At 41.9% G+C, this 17,398-nt stretch carries 15 protein-coding genes and 1 pseudogene; 3 read left to right on the top strand and 13 right to left on the bottom strand.

Translation table 11 applies throughout. From position 1 onward, the window contains the following. Positions 1–122: 122 nt before the first annotated feature. From AX662_RS00840 to parE, 4 genes and pseudogenes are all read right to left on the bottom strand, one after another. On the bottom strand, positions 123–353 hold the full coding sequence (locus tag AX662_RS00840) for a DUF2969 domain-containing protein (protein WP_060971333.1): 231 nt from the start codon (positions 351–353) through the stop codon (positions 123–125). Positions 354–470: 117 nt separating this feature from the next. Further along, positions 471–1,502, bottom strand: a pseudogene (locus tag AX662_RS00835) (branched-chain amino acid aminotransferase); the annotation flags it as partial. A 155-nt stretch (positions 1,503–1,657) separates the two neighbouring features. Beyond that, positions 1,658–4,114, bottom strand: a complete 2,457-nt coding sequence (gene parC, locus AX662_RS00830) for a DNA topoisomerase IV subunit A (protein WP_060971331.1) — start codon at positions 4,112–4,114, stop codon at positions 1,658–1,660. Positions 4,115–4,888: 774 nt separating this feature from the next. Further along, a complete protein-coding gene (gene parE, locus AX662_RS00820) occupies positions 4,889–6,838 on the bottom strand; it encodes a DNA topoisomerase IV subunit B (RefSeq protein WP_060971329.1) in 1,950 nt (649 codons plus the stop codon). 137 nt (positions 6,839–6,975) lie between these two features. Between parE and plsY the strand changes: the two genes are divergently transcribed. Further along, complete coding sequence (gene plsY, locus AX662_RS00815) at positions 6,976–7,617, top strand: glycerol-3-phosphate 1-O-acyltransferase PlsY (RefSeq protein ID WP_060971328.1); 642 nt, start codon at positions 6,976–6,978, stop codon at positions 7,615–7,617. A 116-nt stretch (positions 7,618–7,733) separates the two neighbouring features. Here plsY and AX662_RS00810 read toward each other — a convergent pair whose 3' ends face one another. The 9 genes from AX662_RS00810 to AX662_RS00775 form a co-directional block, all read right to left on the bottom strand. Continuing rightward, complete coding sequence (locus AX662_RS00810) at positions 7,734–8,111, bottom strand: helix-hairpin-helix domain-containing protein (protein WP_060971327.1); 378 nt, start codon at positions 8,109–8,111, stop codon at positions 7,734–7,736. 74 nt (positions 8,112–8,185) lie between these two features. Next, positions 8,186–8,440, bottom strand: a complete 255-nt coding sequence (locus tag AX662_RS00805) for a DUF1912 family protein (protein WP_002886199.1) — start codon at positions 8,438–8,440, stop codon at positions 8,186–8,188. Positions 8,441–8,552: 112 nt separating this feature from the next. Next, on the bottom strand, positions 8,553–9,503 hold the full coding sequence (mmuM, locus tag AX662_RS00800; RefSeq protein ID WP_060971326.1) for a homocysteine S-methyltransferase: 951 nt from the start codon (positions 9,501–9,503) through the stop codon (positions 8,553–8,555). Positions 9,504–9,514: 11 nt separating this feature from the next. Beyond that, complete coding sequence (locus AX662_RS00795) at positions 9,515–10,891, bottom strand: amino acid permease (RefSeq protein ID WP_060971325.1); 1,377 nt, start codon at positions 10,889–10,891, stop codon at positions 9,515–9,517. Positions 10,892–11,020: 129 nt separating this feature from the next. Further along, positions 11,021–11,620 carry a ribosome biogenesis GTP-binding protein YihA/YsxC gene (gene yihA, locus AX662_RS00790; protein WP_002885996.1) on the bottom strand — a complete coding sequence of 200 codons (600 nt, stop codon included), beginning with the start codon at positions 11,618–11,620 and terminating at the stop codon, positions 11,021–11,023. 9 nt (positions 11,621–11,629) lie between these two features. Continuing rightward, positions 11,630–12,856 carry an ATP-dependent Clp protease ATP-binding subunit ClpX gene (clpX, locus tag AX662_RS00785; RefSeq protein ID WP_002890340.1) on the bottom strand — a complete coding sequence of 409 codons (1,227 nt, stop codon included), beginning with the start codon at positions 12,854–12,856 and terminating at the stop codon, positions 11,630–11,632. A 17-nt stretch (positions 12,857–12,873) separates the two neighbouring features. Further along, entirely contained in the window at positions 12,874–13,044 is a 171-nt protein-coding gene (locus tag AX662_RS10530) for a hypothetical protein (protein ID WP_002886174.1), read from the bottom strand. Between the two features lie 4 nt (positions 13,045–13,048). Next, a complete protein-coding gene (locus tag AX662_RS00780; RefSeq protein WP_060971324.1) occupies positions 13,049–13,552 on the bottom strand; it encodes a dihydrofolate reductase in 504 nt (167 codons plus the stop codon). Between the two features lie 108 nt (positions 13,553–13,660). Beyond that, positions 13,661–14,521 carry a thymidylate synthase gene (locus AX662_RS00775; RefSeq protein WP_060971323.1) on the bottom strand — a complete coding sequence of 287 codons (861 nt, stop codon included), beginning with the start codon at positions 14,519–14,521 and terminating at the stop codon, positions 13,661–13,663. A gap of 334 nt (positions 14,522–14,855) precedes the next feature. On the opposite strand from AX662_RS00775, the gene AX662_RS00770 reads away from it, so the two are divergent. Then, complete coding sequence (locus tag AX662_RS00770; RefSeq protein ID WP_060971322.1) at positions 14,856–16,022, top strand: hydroxymethylglutaryl-CoA synthase; 1,167 nt, start codon at positions 14,856–14,858, stop codon at positions 16,020–16,022. Position 16,023: 1 nt separating this feature from the next. Then, complete coding sequence (locus AX662_RS00765) at positions 16,024–17,295, top strand: hydroxymethylglutaryl-CoA reductase, degradative (RefSeq protein WP_060971321.1); 1,272 nt, start codon at positions 16,024–16,026, stop codon at positions 17,293–17,295. Positions 17,296–17,398: the final 103 nt, after the last annotated feature.

Raw genomic sequence — 17,398 nt, 5'->3', positions numbered from 1 at the left:
ACCCCCGAACCCGAAGGAGCGGATTTACAGTCCGCCGCGTTTAGCCTCTTCGCTATCTCTCCTTAAGAACAAGAAATAGTATATCACAGTTTCTTGACCAAAGCAAGCCTTTACTTTGGATTTTAATGATTAAGATTGTACGATTCAATAATGGCAGCTACTGCATCATCCATTTTTTTGTGGAAACCTGCAACATTTTCCTTGTCAACAACGGCAAACTTACCATCAATTTCCACAATTTGTCCAATCACTTTCTTGCCAACAAGAAGTTCAAAACCTTCGATGATTGCTTTGTTGACGACTACTTTAGCATCATTAATTTGGATTTCAATTTTTTTATCTTTTTTACTCATAGATTTATACCCGATACTTGGCTCGAGCCATCCTTTCTTAATGTATCTCCTTAATTCTACCGAAAAAGAAAAAAGCTTGCAAGAGCAAGCCTTAAAATAATCAATTACTATTAAGAATTAGTCAACTTTGACAATCCATCCTTCTGGTGCTTCAACATCACCAAATTGGATACCTGTCAACTCATCATAAAGTTTACGTGTTACAGGACCTACTTCTGTTTCTGAGTAGAAGACATGGAAGTCATCACCATGTTGTACCCCACCAATTGGTGAGATAACGGCAGCTGTACCGCAGGCACCTGCTTCAACAAATTTATCCAATTCAGAAATCTTAACATCACCTTGGATAGCTTTCATACCGAAGCGATTTTCAGCCAAGTAAAGCAATGAGAACTTGGTGATAGATGGCAAGATAGATGGGCTGAGTGGTGTAATGAATTCGTTATCAGCTGTGATACCAAAGAAGTTTGCAGAACCCACTTCTTCAATCTTAGTGTGAGTTGCTGGATCAAGGTAGATAACATCAGAGAAGTTACGGTCATGTGCAATCTTACCTGGCAACATACTTGCTGCGTAGTTACCACCAACCTTAGCAGCACCTGTACCATGTGGCGCAGCACGGTCATAATCATCTTGAATAAGGAAGTTTGTTGGAGCCAAACCACCCTTGAAGTAGTTACCTACTGGCATAGCAAAAATAGTAAAGATATACTCATCTGCTGGATGCACACCTATAATATCACCAACCCCAATCAAAAGTGGACGGAGATAAAGTGTAGCACCTGTACCATATGGTGGAACGTATTCTTCATTGGCACGCACAACTTGTTTACATGCATCTACAAATTTGTCAACAGAAACTTGTGGCATCAAAAGACGATCAGCAGTACGTTGCAAACGTTTGGCATTTTCATCTGGACGGAACAATTGAATAGAGCCATCTTTAGTACGGTAAGCCTTGAGTCCTTCGAAAGCTTCTTGACCATAGTGAAGGGCTGGAGATGCTTCTGAAATATGCAAAGTTGCATCCTCAGTCAATTGCCCCTCGTCCCACTTGCCGTCTTTGAAATATGAGATATAACGGAATGGAAGTTTACGGTAATTAAATCCTAGATTTTCCCAGTCTAAATCAACTGTCATGTGTATGTCCTCTTTTCTGTTACTATGTGCTTTCTAGTATAGTCCTTTTCATTGAAAATTTCAAGGTTGTGTTGCAAAATTCTGACAATTCTTTTTAAAATAATTCTTTAGTCTCTTAAAGAAAAAACTCTGCTCTCTAGTAAGAGAACAAAGCTTTCTTATCATTATTTTTCAATAATCTTAACAGAAAAGACTTCTTTGTCTGCCAACCCTTCAATAAAACTTCCATTGCTAGTACGATCTGAAAGATTTAGAAGTGACAAATCAACCTCTGCAGTTTCACCTGTCGTGGCTGTCACAAGCAAGGTCTGAGGAGTCTCCTCTGCTGGTGTTGCTAGAAGATCTATCTCACCACCAGAATTTTCTGTAAAGACTGGACCAGCCGTAAAGACGCGATGTGGTTTCGTCTTAAGCTCACGAAGAACTTGGAGACCTCGACCAGCTCGCTTAGCCTGTGGGATGTCAGCTGTAGCCACACGTTTGAGACTGGCTCTTTGTGTTAGAAGGTAGAAACTTTGAGTATTTGCCACAAAAACAGCCTGAACGATATCATCATCCTTAAGATTTATTGCCTTAACACCTGCTGCCTTGGCCCCAACTACTGGCACTTCGTCCGCGTTAAAGCGAAGGGCATAACCTCTTTGAGTGATAATCATGATATCATCCAATTGAATTGGAGTGACTGTGACAATAAAATCACTATCATCCTTGAGTTTAGCGTATTTAACCGACTTAGACTTGTAGGTACGCCATGGCGTAAATTCCTTGCGTTCGAAACGTTTAATCTGACCAAGTTTAGTGGCTGCTAGGTAAGTACCAGCTTCAAAATCATCCAGGATTTCGGCGTAAAGCACTTCTTCATCCTTAGATAAATTAGTGATGGTTTGTGATAAATGCTCTCCCAAATCCTTCCAACGAATATCTGGCAACTCATGGATTGGACGATAAATCACATTGGCCTGGTTAGTGAACATCAAGAGATGCTGTGTCGTCTTAGCCTGCTGAACCAGAATCAAATCGTCATCATCACGTTTTCCGACTTCATCAATCGTTGAAGCATTGAAAGAACGTGGGCTAGTACGTTTGACATAGCCACCGCGAGTGATGCTGACATAGGTTTCTTCTTCAACAATCAAACTTGCGGTATCAATTTCAATGGTCTTGGTTTCCGCTTGCAGCTCTGAACGACGGTCATTACCAAATTTCTTCTTGATATCACGGAGTTCACGTTTCATGACATTAAACATGGTACGCTCGTCTCCAATGATGGCAGCCAAGGTCGCAATCTGCTCACGTAAATCGGCTTCCTCATTTTGGAGAGTAACGATATCCGTATTAGTCAAACGATAAAGTTGCAAGGTCACGATAGCTTCGGCCTGTTCTTCTGAAAAATCATAGCTGACTTTAAGATTTTCCTTGGCATCTGCCTTATTTTCAGAAGCTCGGATAAGGGCAATAACCTCATCCAAAATAGAGATGACACGGATCAACCCTTCAACAATATGAAGACGTTTTTCAGCTTTTTCCTTATCAAATTTTGAACGGGCAACGATAATATCGCGACGGTGGGCAATGTAGCTAGACAAAATCTTTTGCAAGCCCACTTGACGTGGAGTGAAATTGTCGATAGCTACCATGTTAAAATTGTAATTGACTTGAAGATCCGTATATTTCAAAAGATAGTTAAGAATGGTTTGGCTGTCAGCATCCTTCTTAAGTTCGATAGCAATACGCAACCCCGTACGGTCAGACTCGTCACGAACTTCTGCAATGCCTGGAACCTTGTTATTGACACGAACATCATCGATTTTTTTTACAAGAACTGCCTTATTAACATCGTAAGGAATTTCAGTAACAATGATTTGCTCCTTGCCACCTTTGAGTTGTTCAATTTCAGTACGCGAACGCACAACGACGCGGCCCTTACCAGTTTCGTAAGCCTTACGAATCTCATCTTTGCCCTGAATGATAGCCCCTGTTGGGAAATCAGGGCCAGGCAAGAATTCCATCAATTTATCCAGTTTAGCAGATGGGTGATCAATCATGTAAACAACGGCATCGATGACTTCTGATAGATTATGTGGTGGAATGTCTGTGGCATAACCAGCAGAAATCCCTGTCGCACCATTGACCAAGAGGTTTGGAAAGGCTGCAGGTAAAACGGTCGGTTCCTTCTCTGTATCGTCAAAGTTCCAAGCCCAAGGAACGGTGTTTTTATCGATATCTTGAAGAAGGTAGCCCGCAATCTCTGACAAGCGTGCCTCTGTATAACGCATGGCCGCTGGTGGATCACCGTCCATAGAACCGTTGTTACCGTGCATCTCGACCAAGATTTCACGATTCTTCCAGTCCTGAGACATACGCACCATGGCATCATAAATAGAGCTATCACCATGTGGGTGGAAATTACCCATGATGTTACCCACCGACTTGGCAGATTTACGATAGCCCTTGTCATAAGTATTACCATCCTTATTCATGGAATAAAGAATACGACGTTGAACGGGTTTCAGACCGTCACGAATATCAGGAAGCGCACGCTCCTGAATAATATATTTGGAGTAGCGCCCAAAACGCTCCCCCATGATGTCCTCAAGGGACATGTTTTGAATATTAGACATAAGATTTCTCTTTATTTTTTAGTTTAAGTAATGATTTGAAATAATATAAAAGACAAATAGTAGACCCCCTACTTCACTGCAACACCTCTAATTACAATGTTGTTCCTTGACTTTGTAACTGTAGAAGAATGGTTTTCACCTTCCTAGTTTCTATTTCACCAATCACAAATTGAACCACTGTGCTTATCGCAATTAAAATGAAAGATACACAAGATAGTGTCAATGAAGTAGAAAGTTCCCCAAAGAATAAAATAAGGTTTAAAATTGTTAGACCGGTCATTATGGAGCCATTAATCACGAGAACTAGAGCTAATGGCATACGGAATAGCTTATAATGATAGATACTTTTTAAAAGAGATGTGATACTACAAACAACACTTAGGGGAGAAAAAACATAGACATAGTAGAAAGCCAATAACAACCCCGTGTAGGTCCTCTGTGAGAAGGGATTATCTATCAAAGATAGAAGGAAGGTTATCACTACTAGTATAGGCAAGATCAAAAAGCGTGTTTTTAGTGGTCTCTTTTTATAAACGCTTAAATAAGCTATTGCTCCCGCACATACAGGAAACACCACTTGAGGATAGTAAAGTAAAAAACTTAATACCTTAGAGAACATAGTTCTACCTCCATTGATTTCTAGTCAATGACTCTGCCAATAGTTAATAAACTATGTAAAAAATAATTAACTTGTTTCTTTATAAGCCCAGGTATCTATTGATAGTAAGCGCTCTCCCTAACTCTATCTTATAATTTTCCCTTCTGGCTTGCAACCTAAAATGCGCCACTTTCTTCCAAGGTAAATTTAACGTTATCTTCAATCCATTGACGGCGTGGTGCTGCCTTATCTCCCATAAGGACTGAGACACGACGTTCGGCACGCGCTAGGTCGTCAATAGTCACTCGGATAAGAGTTCTGGTCTCTGGATCCATGGTTGTTTCCCAAAGCTGGTCAGCATTCATCTCACCAAGCCCCTTGTAACGTTGGAGAATAGCTCCACGACCAAATTTTTGACGAAGTTCTTCAAGTTCCCCATCTGTCCAAGCATATTCGACAACTTCCTTCTTGCCTTTACCTTTGGACATCTTGTAAAGAGGAGGCAGAGCGATATAAACGTGTCCTGCTTCCACTAGTGGACGCATATAACGATAGAAGAAAGTAAGAAGCAAGGTCTGGATGTGAGCTCCATCGGTATCGGCATCGGTCATGATGATAATCTTGTCGTAGTTAATATCGTCAAGGTTAAAGTCAGCTCCAACTCCAGCACCGATAGTATAAATCATGGTATTGATTTCTTCGTTTTTGAGAATGTCTGCCATTTTGGCTTTCTCAGTGTTGAGCACCTTCCCTCGAAGAGGAAGAATGGCCTGGAATTTACGATCACGGCCTTGTTTGGCTGAACCGCCGGCAGAATCCCCTTCGACCAGATAAAGCTCATTTTTCTTAGCATTTTTAGACTGGGCTGGCGTCAATTTTCCTGACAAGAGCCCCTTGTCTTTTTTATTTTTCTTGCCATTTCGACTGGCATCACGAGCTTTTCTGGCAGCTTCACGGGCATCACGAGCCTTAATAGCCTTACGCACCAAGTTAGAAGCCAAATCCCCATTTTCCATAAGGAAGTAAGTCAAATGCTCTGAAACGATACTATCAACAATAGGTCGAGCTAAAGGAGATCCAAGTTTGTCCTTGGTTTGTCCTTCAAACTGAAGGTGTTCCTCAGGAACCAAGAGCGAGATAACTGCTGACAAGCCCTCACGATAATCTGACCCTTCGAGGTTCTTATCCTTTTCTTTAAGTAAGCCAGTCTTACGTGCATAATCGTTAAAGGCCTTGGTAATGGCGGACTTGAAGCCTGTTTCGTGGGTGCCTCCGTCCTTAGTACGGACATTATTGACAAAGGAAAGGATATTATCAGAGTAACCATCGTTGTACTGAAGGGCTAATTCTAGGTGAAATTCCTGCTGGTCTCCATCAATATAGATGACTGGTGTCAGCGTTTCCTTGTCCTCATTCAAGTAAGATACAAAGTCTTGAACCCCATTTTCATAGTGGAATTCTTCACGAACTTCTTCTTCGCCACGCAAGTCTGTCAATGTCATAGTGACATTCTTAAGAAGGAAGGCTGATTCTTTGAGACGTTCTGAAATGGTGTTAAATTTGAAGTCAGTCGTTGAAAAGATGCTCGCATCAGGCATAAAGGTAACTTTTGTACCTGTCTTAGACTTAGGCGCCTTACCAATCTTTTCAAGCCCTGTTACAGGGTGACCACCATTTTCAAAACGTTGGCGATAAACACTACCGTCACGGGTAATTTCTACCTCAAGCCAGCTAGACAGCGCATTAACAACTGAAGAACCCACACCGTGAAGACCTCCAGAAGTTTTATAACCACCCTGTCCAAATTTACCACCCGCGTGGAGAACAGTGAAAATAACTTCAACTGTTGGTTTACCCATGGCATGCATACCTGTCGGCATCCCACGTCCAGAGTCAGAAACAGAAACGGAACCATCCTTATTTAGGGTGACAGCGATGACATCACCAAAACCAGAAAGGGCTTCATCGACCGCATTGTCGACAATCTCCCAAACTAGGTGGTGAAGCCCTGTTCCATCTGTTGAGCCAATGTACATTCCTGGGCGCTTGCGAACCGCATCCAACCCTTCTAGTACCTGAATGGCATCATCATTATAATTATTTACATTTATTTCTTTTTTAGCCAAGAGTGACCTCCAAAATTTTCATCCTTATTATTTTATAAGTTTTCAGAAGAATTTGCAAAAGAAATCAAGAAAGTCCAAAAGATATCTTAAGGCTGACTGACTTTGTCAATTACTAGGCTGTATGCTATAATTATCTCATGAAAATCTTATTGTTAATCCTAATCGCCTACTTGTTAGGTTCCATTCAGACCGGCCTCTGGATTGGGAAACTTTTCTTCCATACCAATCTTCGTGAGCATGGCTCTGGAAATACTGGAACAACCAATACCTTTCGTGTTCTAGGTAAGACTGCTGGTACCATCACATTTTTAGTTGATATGTTCAAGGGGACCTTGGCTGTTCTTCTACCTATCTGGCTTGGTGTTACAGAGGTTTCACCTCTAATCATTGGTTTCTTTGCTATTATCGGACATGTTTTTCCAATCTTTGCTGGATTTAAAGGCGGGAAGGCTGTAGCGACAAGTGCAGGGGTGCTTCTTGGCTTTGCCCCACTCTACTGTGTATTCCTACTCTTGGTCTTTGTCCTAACACTCTATCTAACCAGCATGATTTCATTTTCAAGTGTCACTGCAGCAATTGTTGGACTTATTACCTTAGCTGTGTTTCCAGCCATCCATTTCTTACTAGATGGCTATGACCTTATTTTCACTGGGGTTCTTACCATCATGGCTTTGCTTATCATCTTCCGCCACACTGAAAATATGGGACGCATCCGCAGGCATCAAGAAAACTTGGTACCTTTTGGACTTAATTTAACCAAACAAAATCCAAAGAAATAAACAATCCAGACCTACTAACCACTAGATTGACTAGTGGTTTTCTTGTATTTCTAATCAAGCAATGCTTTCTAAAACAATAAAAAATCCGAAGGCTACACCTCGGATCTTATTTAGGCTTAAGCTTTGAAGCTAACACCATTCTCTTTCAATTTTTTAACTGTCGCAGGTCCGACCCCCTTGAGGGCAAGAACTTCTTCTTCAGTCACAGTAGCAAAAGCCTCTACTGAAGTCAAACCTTCATTATAAAGAGTTTCTACAAGGTTTGAACGAAGGCCTTCAACTTCTGGAAGTTGGGCGAAAGCTTCAAGACTAAGGTCTTTGGCTGCTACTTCTTCCTTGGCAACTGTCTTAGTTTCAGCAACAGGTTGTGGTGCTACTGGTGGAACTGGTGGAACAGGCGCAACGGGTGGAACAGGGGCTTTAACATTATTGAAAAGTCCTTGTTTTTTCAAACGGTGTTTAAAAGCTTTCTTTTTATTTTTTACTTTAGCCATGTTTAGTTTTCTCCTATTTTGATAGACGATACCTTTCTATAAAGTAGTATCGCCATTTTCTTTTTCATCCTTTATTAATAGTGACGTTCCCCGAACAAGCCATCTGGCATATCATGGAAACCTTTGCCAGCACGATAGTTGGCAAACTTACCAATTAGGAAATTGTAAGCATCCAATTTAGCTTCATAGCGGTAACTTGCATCACGTGCACGTTCATCGCCGTCTTCTTCCCAGATTTTCTTGCTAGCGGCCAAGGCCGTTTCGTTTACTTTAACTTGGGTAACAACCCAGGCTTCGAAGTCTTTTAGAAATTCTTGTTCGTAGGTCATATTTTCCTCTTCATTTTAAAAACCAGCTTAACGCTGGCTTCATTTTCTACTAATAATGTGTAGAGCTCATAGCCTTACAGTCTCCTATTATAACAAATAATTAGAAATTTGACTAGGTTCTAAACTCTTTATATAAGGCTTTAATGTCATTTGGACGTGTGCGGCAGCAGCCACCTAAAATCTTAACTCCAAACTGAGCATGCCAATCTTTACTATGTTCAACTAGGGTTAGAGCATCCTTATCTTTGGGTTTCCAAGTCTGACTGTTGCCATCATAAACTTCACCTGAATTGGGATAAGTAATGAGCGCCTTGCCAGCATTCTTAAGAATAGCTAGAGCCTGGTTATAAAGAAGAGGTGAACTACAGTTGATTCCTAGGGCCAAGATTTGATTTGACTGAGAAACAAGCTTGGCAATTTCTGCTAGAGAAGTCCCATCACTGATGGCATCGGGAATCTGGACTGTAAAACTAATATAAGCTTCTGCTTCTGGAAACTCTTCCTCTAGAAGTTCAATCAAGGCTTGTGCTTCCAAACGATTTGGAATGGTTTCCAAGGCCAACAAATCTACACCTTGATCTAGGAGAATTTGAATCCTAGGGCGATGAAAATCCTTAAGCTCCTCGATAGTAATTTGGCCATAATCACCACTATACTCAGAACCATTAGCCAAATAAGCAGCGTACGGACCGACATCTCCAGAAATCAAAGGATATGGTCGTTTTGCTTTCTCAGTCTCATCCAAGGCTCCCCATACCTTATCACGTGCAACCTTTGCCAACTGAACTGTCAAGACAATAATCTGCTCCGCTTCTTTCTCAGTAAGACCAGCCTCCATCAAGCCTGGCAAGGTCGCCTGATAAGACGATGTGGTAATCAAGTCAGCCCCAGCGGCTACATAGGTTTCGTGGATTTTTTGAATAACTTCTGGCTTTTCAAGAAGGTACTTAGCTGACCAGAGCTTACCTGAAATATCATACCCCAAGGCTTCTATCTCTGTTCCTAGAGCTCCATGAAGAATGAGAGGAGATTTATTTTCCAAATAATCTTTAAATGTTGCCATAAAAGACCTCCTTACCATTTTTTAAAGCGAAGGTAGTGATAAAGGTAACAGAAAATCATGAAAGGAATACCGAAGTAGAGTCCTGCACGTTGTGAACTGTCCCAAGCAATCCCAAGCACAGAAATGGCCAAGAGAACGATTGTGATATAAGGTAGAATTGGGTTAAATGGTGTCTTGTAATCCAACTCATCATCAGAATGTTCTAAATTCCACTGTTTACGGAAGTTGATTTGTGCCAAAGGAATGGAGAGCCAGACAACAACAACTGCAAAACCAGCGATTGATACCAGAGCTAGATAAACCGTATCTGCAGCATAGATACTTGAAAAGAGCGATAAAACTGCTCCTGCCATGGAAATCAAAAGGGCTGTCATTGGAACTCCATGTTTATTAATTTTCACTAGCTTTTTATTGAGCATTCCCTCATTGGCCAAAGACCAAAGCATACGGCTTGAAGCGTAGAGTCCCGAATTCCCAGCAGAAAGAATAGCTGTCAGGATAACAAAGTTCATGATATCTGCCGCAAATGGAATCCCCATCTTGTCAAAAACATCAACGAAAGGTGCTGAAGATACCCCTGCTTCTTTCATGGGAAGAAGTGAAGCCAAGACCACAATGGTCAAGACAAAGAAGATAACCAAACGTCCAATAGTTGTTTTAATAGCACGTGGAACAGCTTCCTTAGGATTGTCTGTCTCACCAGCTGCGATACCGATTAACTCTGTTCCCGAAAAGGCGTAGTTAACCGCCAACATGACTGACACAATGGCAAGACCACCATTTGGAAAGAGACCATTAGCCGTCAAATGCTTAAACATAATAGCCTCACGGTGACCATCAAAGCTGACCAAACCAAACATAGCCCCCAGACCTAGGATGATAAAAACCAGGATAGCAATGACTTTTATTGACGAGAAGAAAGATTCCGCTTCCGCAAAAGACCTTACGCTCAGAGCATTAATTCCAAAAATCACCAAGGCAAAGAATGCCGCAAACATCCAAGCCGGAACTGATGGAAACCAACGTTGCATCAACATGGCCGCACCCAGAAATTCTGTTCCCAAGGCTACCGTCCAACAAATCCAATAAAGCCAGGCTACCGTAAAGCCGGTTCCCGGACTGATAAATTTAGTGGCATAGGTGTGAAAGGATCCCGTTACTGGCATAGCAACAGCTAGCTCACCTAATGAAAGCATGACTAAGTAAACAACGATAGCCCCCACAAGATAAGATAGTATCGCACCAAGAGGGCCTGCTTGTGCAATCGTATAGCCTGAGCTAAGAAAGAGACCGGTACCAATGACACCACCTAGCGAGAGCATAAAGAGGTGGCGTGAGGTCATCTTCCGTTGAAACTGACCTTCATTTTCATAATTATGGTTTTCCATAGATTCCTCCAATAGATGTAATAAAACAAGCTTATCACAATATCATCCCCTTGGATAATAGGTGGAATCTATCAAAGAGATAGACAAAAACTATCGCAAGAAAAAAACTCGGATTTCTCCGAGCTCTTTTTACAATTCTGCCAAAATCGTATCCCATGCTTCATCATAACCGTCACGTGTGACAGATGAAAAGACGATGAAATGGTCATTTTTATCAAAATTGAGTTTTTTCTTAATGATAGATTCGTGCTTGTTCCATTTTCCGCGAGGAATCTTGTCAGCCTTAGTCGCCACAACGATAACTGGAATTTCATAATACTTAAGAAATTCATACATTTGAATATCGTCTTGAGTTGGTTCATGTCGGAGGTCAACCAAGCTAACAACCACACGAAGATTGTCTCGAGTCACGAGATACTCCTCAATCATTTTCCCCCATTTGGCACGTTCTTTTTTGGACACACGGGCATAACCGTAACCTGGTACATCCACAAAGCGTAGCTTATCGTCAATATTGTAGAAATTGAGCAACTGGGTTTTTCCTGGTTTCCCAGAAGTACGTGCTAGGTTTTTACGACCAAGAAGTGTATTGATAAAGCTTGATTTACCAACATTCGAGCGTCCTGCTAGAGCAACCTCAGGGAGGTCATCTTGTGGATAGTGGCTCTTATTTGCCGCACTGAGCAAAATCTCAGCGTTGTGCGTATTTAGGACTTGTTCTTCAGCCATAGGTCCTCCTTACGCTGTTTCCAAAACTGGAGCAGCTGTACCGTCAACAGCTTCTTTGGTAATACGAACCTTAGTGACATCTTCCTGACTCGGAATTTCAAACATGACATCCATCATGACTTCTTCAATGATAGAGCGAAGCCCACGCGCACCAGTCTTACGTTCAATCGCCTTACTTGCAATAGCCTCAAGAGCATCCTGGTCAAACTCCAGTTCAACCCCATCATAAGACAAGAGGGTTTGGTACTGTTTCACCAAGGCATTTCTAGGCTCTGTCAAGATACGAACCAAGTCGTCAACCGTTAACTGTTCAAGGGCCGCAAGGACTGGCAAACGTCCGATAAACTCAGGGATAAGACCGAATTTTTGAATATCTTCAGCCACAATTTCTTGCATGTATGATGAGTCATCATCAATTGCCTTATTATTTTGACCAAAACCAATGATTTTCTCACCAAGACGTTGCTTAACGATATCTTCGATACCATCAAAAGCACCACCAACGATAAAGAGAATATTCTTAGTATCAATTTGAATCATCTCTTGGTTAGGGTGTTTACGACCACCTTGAGGGGGAACGCTGGCTACTGTTCCTTCGATAATCTTCAAGAGAGCTTGTTGAACCCCTTCACCAGAAACATCACGAGTGATTGATACATTTTCACCCTTTTTAGCAATCTTATCAATCTCGTCAACATAGATGATACCACGTTCCGCACGTTCGATATTGAAGTCTGCCGCTTGGATCAGTTTGAGGAGGATATTTTCCACGTCCTCACCCACATAACCTGCCTCTGTCAATGATGTTGCATCCGCAATCGCAAATGGAACATTCAAGCTACGAGCCAAGGTCTGAGCCAAGAAAGTCTTCCCTGAACCAGTTGGTCCAATCATGAGAATATTTGATTTTTGCAAATCCACATCATTGTCTTCACGACTTTCTGTGAAATTGATACGTTTATAGTGATTGTAAACAGCTACCGCCAAGGCACGTTTGGCACGGTCCTGCCCCACGACATAGTTGTTCAAAATATCTAAAAGTTCTTTTGGCTTCGGAGTTTCAGCCAAGTCAGCCAAAACTTCTTCTGCCATTTCCTCACGAATGATTTCTTGTGACAAGGCCACACATTCGTTACAGATAAAGACGCCATTCCCAGCGATAATTTTCTTTACTTCTTCTTGGTTTTTGCCACAAAATGAACAATAAACCATTTCTTCATTACGATTTCCAGCCATTTATTCCTCACTCTTTTCTAAAATAGGGTGCCATAGAAGGCGTGAATAGTATTGACAAGGTTAGTAAAAGCATTTAAAAAGAGAAAAACTGCTAACCCATAACGTTTCTTGCGAAAGGCAGGAATGGCAGAGAGTACACAAAGCACCCCCAATAATGCAGTAAATAACCCAAAAACACTACGTTGCATGAACCTAGTCTCCTTCTTTTTCATAGCGACTTATGCTAAAGTCGTAGGCATTTTTATCATCCTTGACCACGCGGTCACGTGATACCTCTTTAAATGCCGTCATATCTAGTTGTGGAAAATACGTGTCTCCCTCTAAATCAGCCTCAATAGTTGTCTTGATGAGTGCATCATAATGTCCATCAAAAGCCTTGTAGACACCAGCACCACCAGCAATATAGAGGTCCTTATCTTGCTGTTCGAACCAAGCCAGAGCTTCCTCAACACTCGTAACAGTCGTCACATCCTCACAGTTGAATTCCTTGTCTCTTGTCAAAATCAAGGTTTCACGTCCTGGTAGGCAACGACGGTTCATGCCATCAAAGGTCACACGTCCCATGAGAATTGCTGAGCCCATGGTCGTTTTCTTGAAATGTGCCAGTTCAGCAGGCAAGTGCCAAGGCATGGTGTGATTCTTCCCAATAACATGGTTATGAGCTTCCGCCCAAATAGCAATGAGTTGTTTAGACACAGTATTTCCTTTTCTTTTTAAGTTTACAATCCATTCTAACAAAAAAAGAGAAAAAGAGCTTGGAAAAAACTTTGCCAGCTCTTTATGGGCTTAAATCATAAGCATTTATTAAATTGCTAAGTCAAATTTGAGTTGAGGTTTAACAGGCTCATAGTCAACCAATTCAAAATCTTCTGGTTTGATATCAAAGAAATTCGTTCCATCAGGAACATTGAGGACCAAGCGTGGTTGGCAATCAGAGGGCTGACGTTTGAGCAGTTCTTCGGCTTGCTCAAATTGATTGTCATAAATATGGAGGTTGTTGATAAAATAAAAGAATTTACCAACTTTCCAACCAAAGTGCTTGGCAATCATCATCTGAAGGGCCACATACTGCATGGCATTAATATGATGAGCCACCAACATATCGTTAGAGCGTTGCGTCAAAGTAGCATCCAAATAAATGTCCTCACCCACACGACGAACATCAAACATGGTTTGGAAGGCACAAGGCTGAAGTCCTGCTGTCTCCTCGAAGGCCTCGTAATCCCAAAGGGAGATGACATTACGGCGATTCCACGGATTAGCCTCCAACTGAGCCAACAAACGGTTAATAATATCGTGCTTCTTAACGACTGCCCCATAACGCTGACCAATCGAACGCTTGTCCCCATTATTGGCAGGTACGCCTTCAACTTCCCAGTCATTCCAATAATGCACATTATACTTGTCTTCAAGGACATCTAGGCTATTTGACTGGTCTTGGTAAATCCAAAGCACTTCTTTGATAGCAGATTTGATAGCAATAGGACGAAGAGTGGTAATAGGAAACTCTCCCTTGCTCAAATCATATTCTGCAAAAGACCCGGTGATGTATTTGGAATTGGCTGTTGTGCCATCCTTGTATTTAGGACGTGCTTGCTCCGACCAAACACCCTCTTCCATGATTTTAGTGATATTTTCTTTAAATATAGTGTCTGCTTTTGTCATGATTTTCCTCTTTATTCAATTGAAAACAAAGTATTTTTTGAGACTTTCCTTAAATGATTGCGGACGTCTGCGAAGTTCCAAGACAAATTTTTGAGTCCAAAGTCTCAAAAATCCAATTATCATTTCAATTTTACCTTATTCTAGTGCAAATGAGAACTAAAAGCTACGGCAATACCAAAAGTAAGTCTTGTGAAATCCTCTAGTTCCTATCGAAACAGAAGATATAACTAACTATCAAAGTTTTTTCAAGGCGAAAGCGCTCTTTTATGGTAAAATCACTATAGATTAGTATTCTCTGGATACTCTACAATGAAGAAAAAAAAGGAAACATCATATGTCTATTGGAATTGATAAGATTGGTTTTGCGACCAGTCAATATGTTCTAAACATGGCTGATCTCGCTCTTGCCCGTGGGGCGGAGCCTGAAAAATTCAGCAAAGGTCTGATGCTTGATGCAACCAGTATTACGCCGATTACAGAAGATATTGTGACACTTGCCTCTGATGCGGCGGCTGATATTTTAAATGACGATGACAAGCAAGCTATCGATATGGTCATCGTGGCTACTGAGTCTTCCATCGACCAGTCCAAGGCTGCGGCTGTCTATGTTCACAGTCTTTTGGGGATTCAACCTTTTGCCCGTTCTTTTGAAATGAAGGAAGCTTGCTATGCTGCAACTGCTGGACTTAACTATGCTAAATTGCACGTGGCAGCCCACCCAGAGAGCAAAGTTCTAGTTATCGCTAGTGATATTGCCCGCTATGGTGTCGAATCTTCTGGTGAGTCAACCCAGGGAGCTGGTGCTGTAGCTATGCTAGTCAGTCAGAATCCACGTATTTTGGAGCTTACAGATGACAACGTGGCACAAACTCGTGATGTCATGGACTTCTGGCGTCCAAACTACAGTTCAACGCCTTATGTTCAAGGCATCTATTCAACCAAGCAGTACCTGGACAGTTTGAAGACAACTTGGGCAGCTTACCAAGAGCGTCATCAGGCTGACTTTGCTGATTTTGCAGCTTTTTGTCTCCACCTTCCTTATCCTAAGTTAGCTCTTAAGGGACTTAATAAAATCATTCCAAAAGATTTGAATCCCGAGAATAAAGAGCGTTTAACAAACAACTTTGATGCTTCAATTACCTATAGCCGTCAAATTGGAAATATCTATACAGGGTCACTCTACCTTGGGCTCCTTTCTTTGCTTGAACAGTCGCAAGACCTTAAAGCAGGAGATAAGATTGGCTTCTTCTCTTATGGTTCTGGAGCTGTCTCCGAAATTTTCTCAGGACGTCTGGTTGAGGGCTACAAAGACCTGCTTCGTTCAGACCGTCTAGATACCTTTGCCAAACGTCACCCCTTGAGCGTTGCTGATTATGAAAAACTTTTCTACGAAGAGGCGCAGTTGGATGACACTGGCTCTACTCAATTCACTGATTACCAAACCGGAGCTTTCCGTTTAACTGAAATCTCTGAACACCAACGTATCTATAAAGGAAATTAATATGACTAAACTCTCTTGGACTGGTTTTTCCAAGAAGACACCGCAAGAACGTAAAGAGCATTTGAAAAAGAATGCTCTTTTGTCTCAGGAAAATCAAAATCTTCTGGATAAGGACCAACAACTTACCCTTGAAACAGCCAATCAAATGGCTGAAAATGTTATTGGTCGATTTACACTTCCCTTTGCCGTTTGCCCAGATGTATTGGTAGACGGTATAACCTACCAGGTTCCTATGGTTACTGAGGAGCCTTCTGTTGTCGCCGCTGCTTCCTATGCTAGCAAGCTCATTAAACGCTCTGGCGGTTTCACGACTACGATTCATAATCGTCAAATGATTGGCCAAGTTGCCCTTTTTGACGTTCCTGATAAAGCCACTGCTTCAAGTAAAATTCAAGCAGCCAATCAGGACCTCATAGAGATTGCCAAAGAGGCTCATCCTTCTATTGTTAAGCGTGGGGGTGGCCCTCGCAGGCTCTGGACTGAGGCTAAGGGAGACTTCCTCATTGTCTATCTAGCCGTTGATACCCAAGAAGCCATGGGAGCCAATATGGTCAACACCATGATGGAAGCACTGGTGCCAGAACTGGAAAATCTCTCAGAAGGTCAAAGTCTCATGGCCATTCTCTCAAATCTTGCCACCGAGAGTCTAGTGACAGCAACTTGTCGTCTTAGCACACGCTTCCTCAGTCGTAACAAGGAAGACGCTCATGATTTTGCTAAGAAAATGGAGATGGCTAGCCAGTTGGCCCAGGTGGACCCTTACCGAGCAGCTACCCATAACAAGGGAATTTTGAATGGTATCGATGCCCTAGTTATTGCGACTGGCAATGATTGGCGAGCAGTTGAGGCTGGTAGCCATGCCTATGCTAGCAAGGATGGTAGCTACCGTGGCCTGTCCACATGGACTTATGACCAGAAGGCTAAAGAATTGGTGGGAGAATTAACCCTCCCCATGCCAATTGCAACCCGTGGAGGTTCTATCGGACTTAACCCTAGTGTTTCTATCGCCCATGACTTACTTAACCATCCAGATGCCAAAACCCTAGCTAGTATCATCGTTTCTCTTGGTTTGGCACAAAATCTGGCTGCTCTCAAAGCTCTGACTTCAACAGGTATCCAAGCAGGACATATGAAACTTCAGGCCAAATCTCTAGCCCTACTAGCCGGTGCTAGCCCTGAAGAGATGCCTCACGTTTTGGCTGAACTTCTCAAGGCCAAACATATGAATCAAGAAACTGCACAAGCAATTTTGGAGAAACTTAGAACCCCATAAGAAGTGATTCAAAAGCATAAAAAAATCACTCTGCCTTATCACATAAAAAATAAAGATGTTGGAAATATTATCTCAACATCTTTTTCATTTCTCGTAAGTTCTG

This window comes from Streptococcus sp. CCH5-D3, assembly GCF_001556435.1.
Lineage (GTDB): Bacteria > Bacillota > Bacilli > Lactobacillales > Streptococcaceae > Streptococcus.
This window is presented reverse-complemented; position numbering and strand designations above follow the sequence as displayed.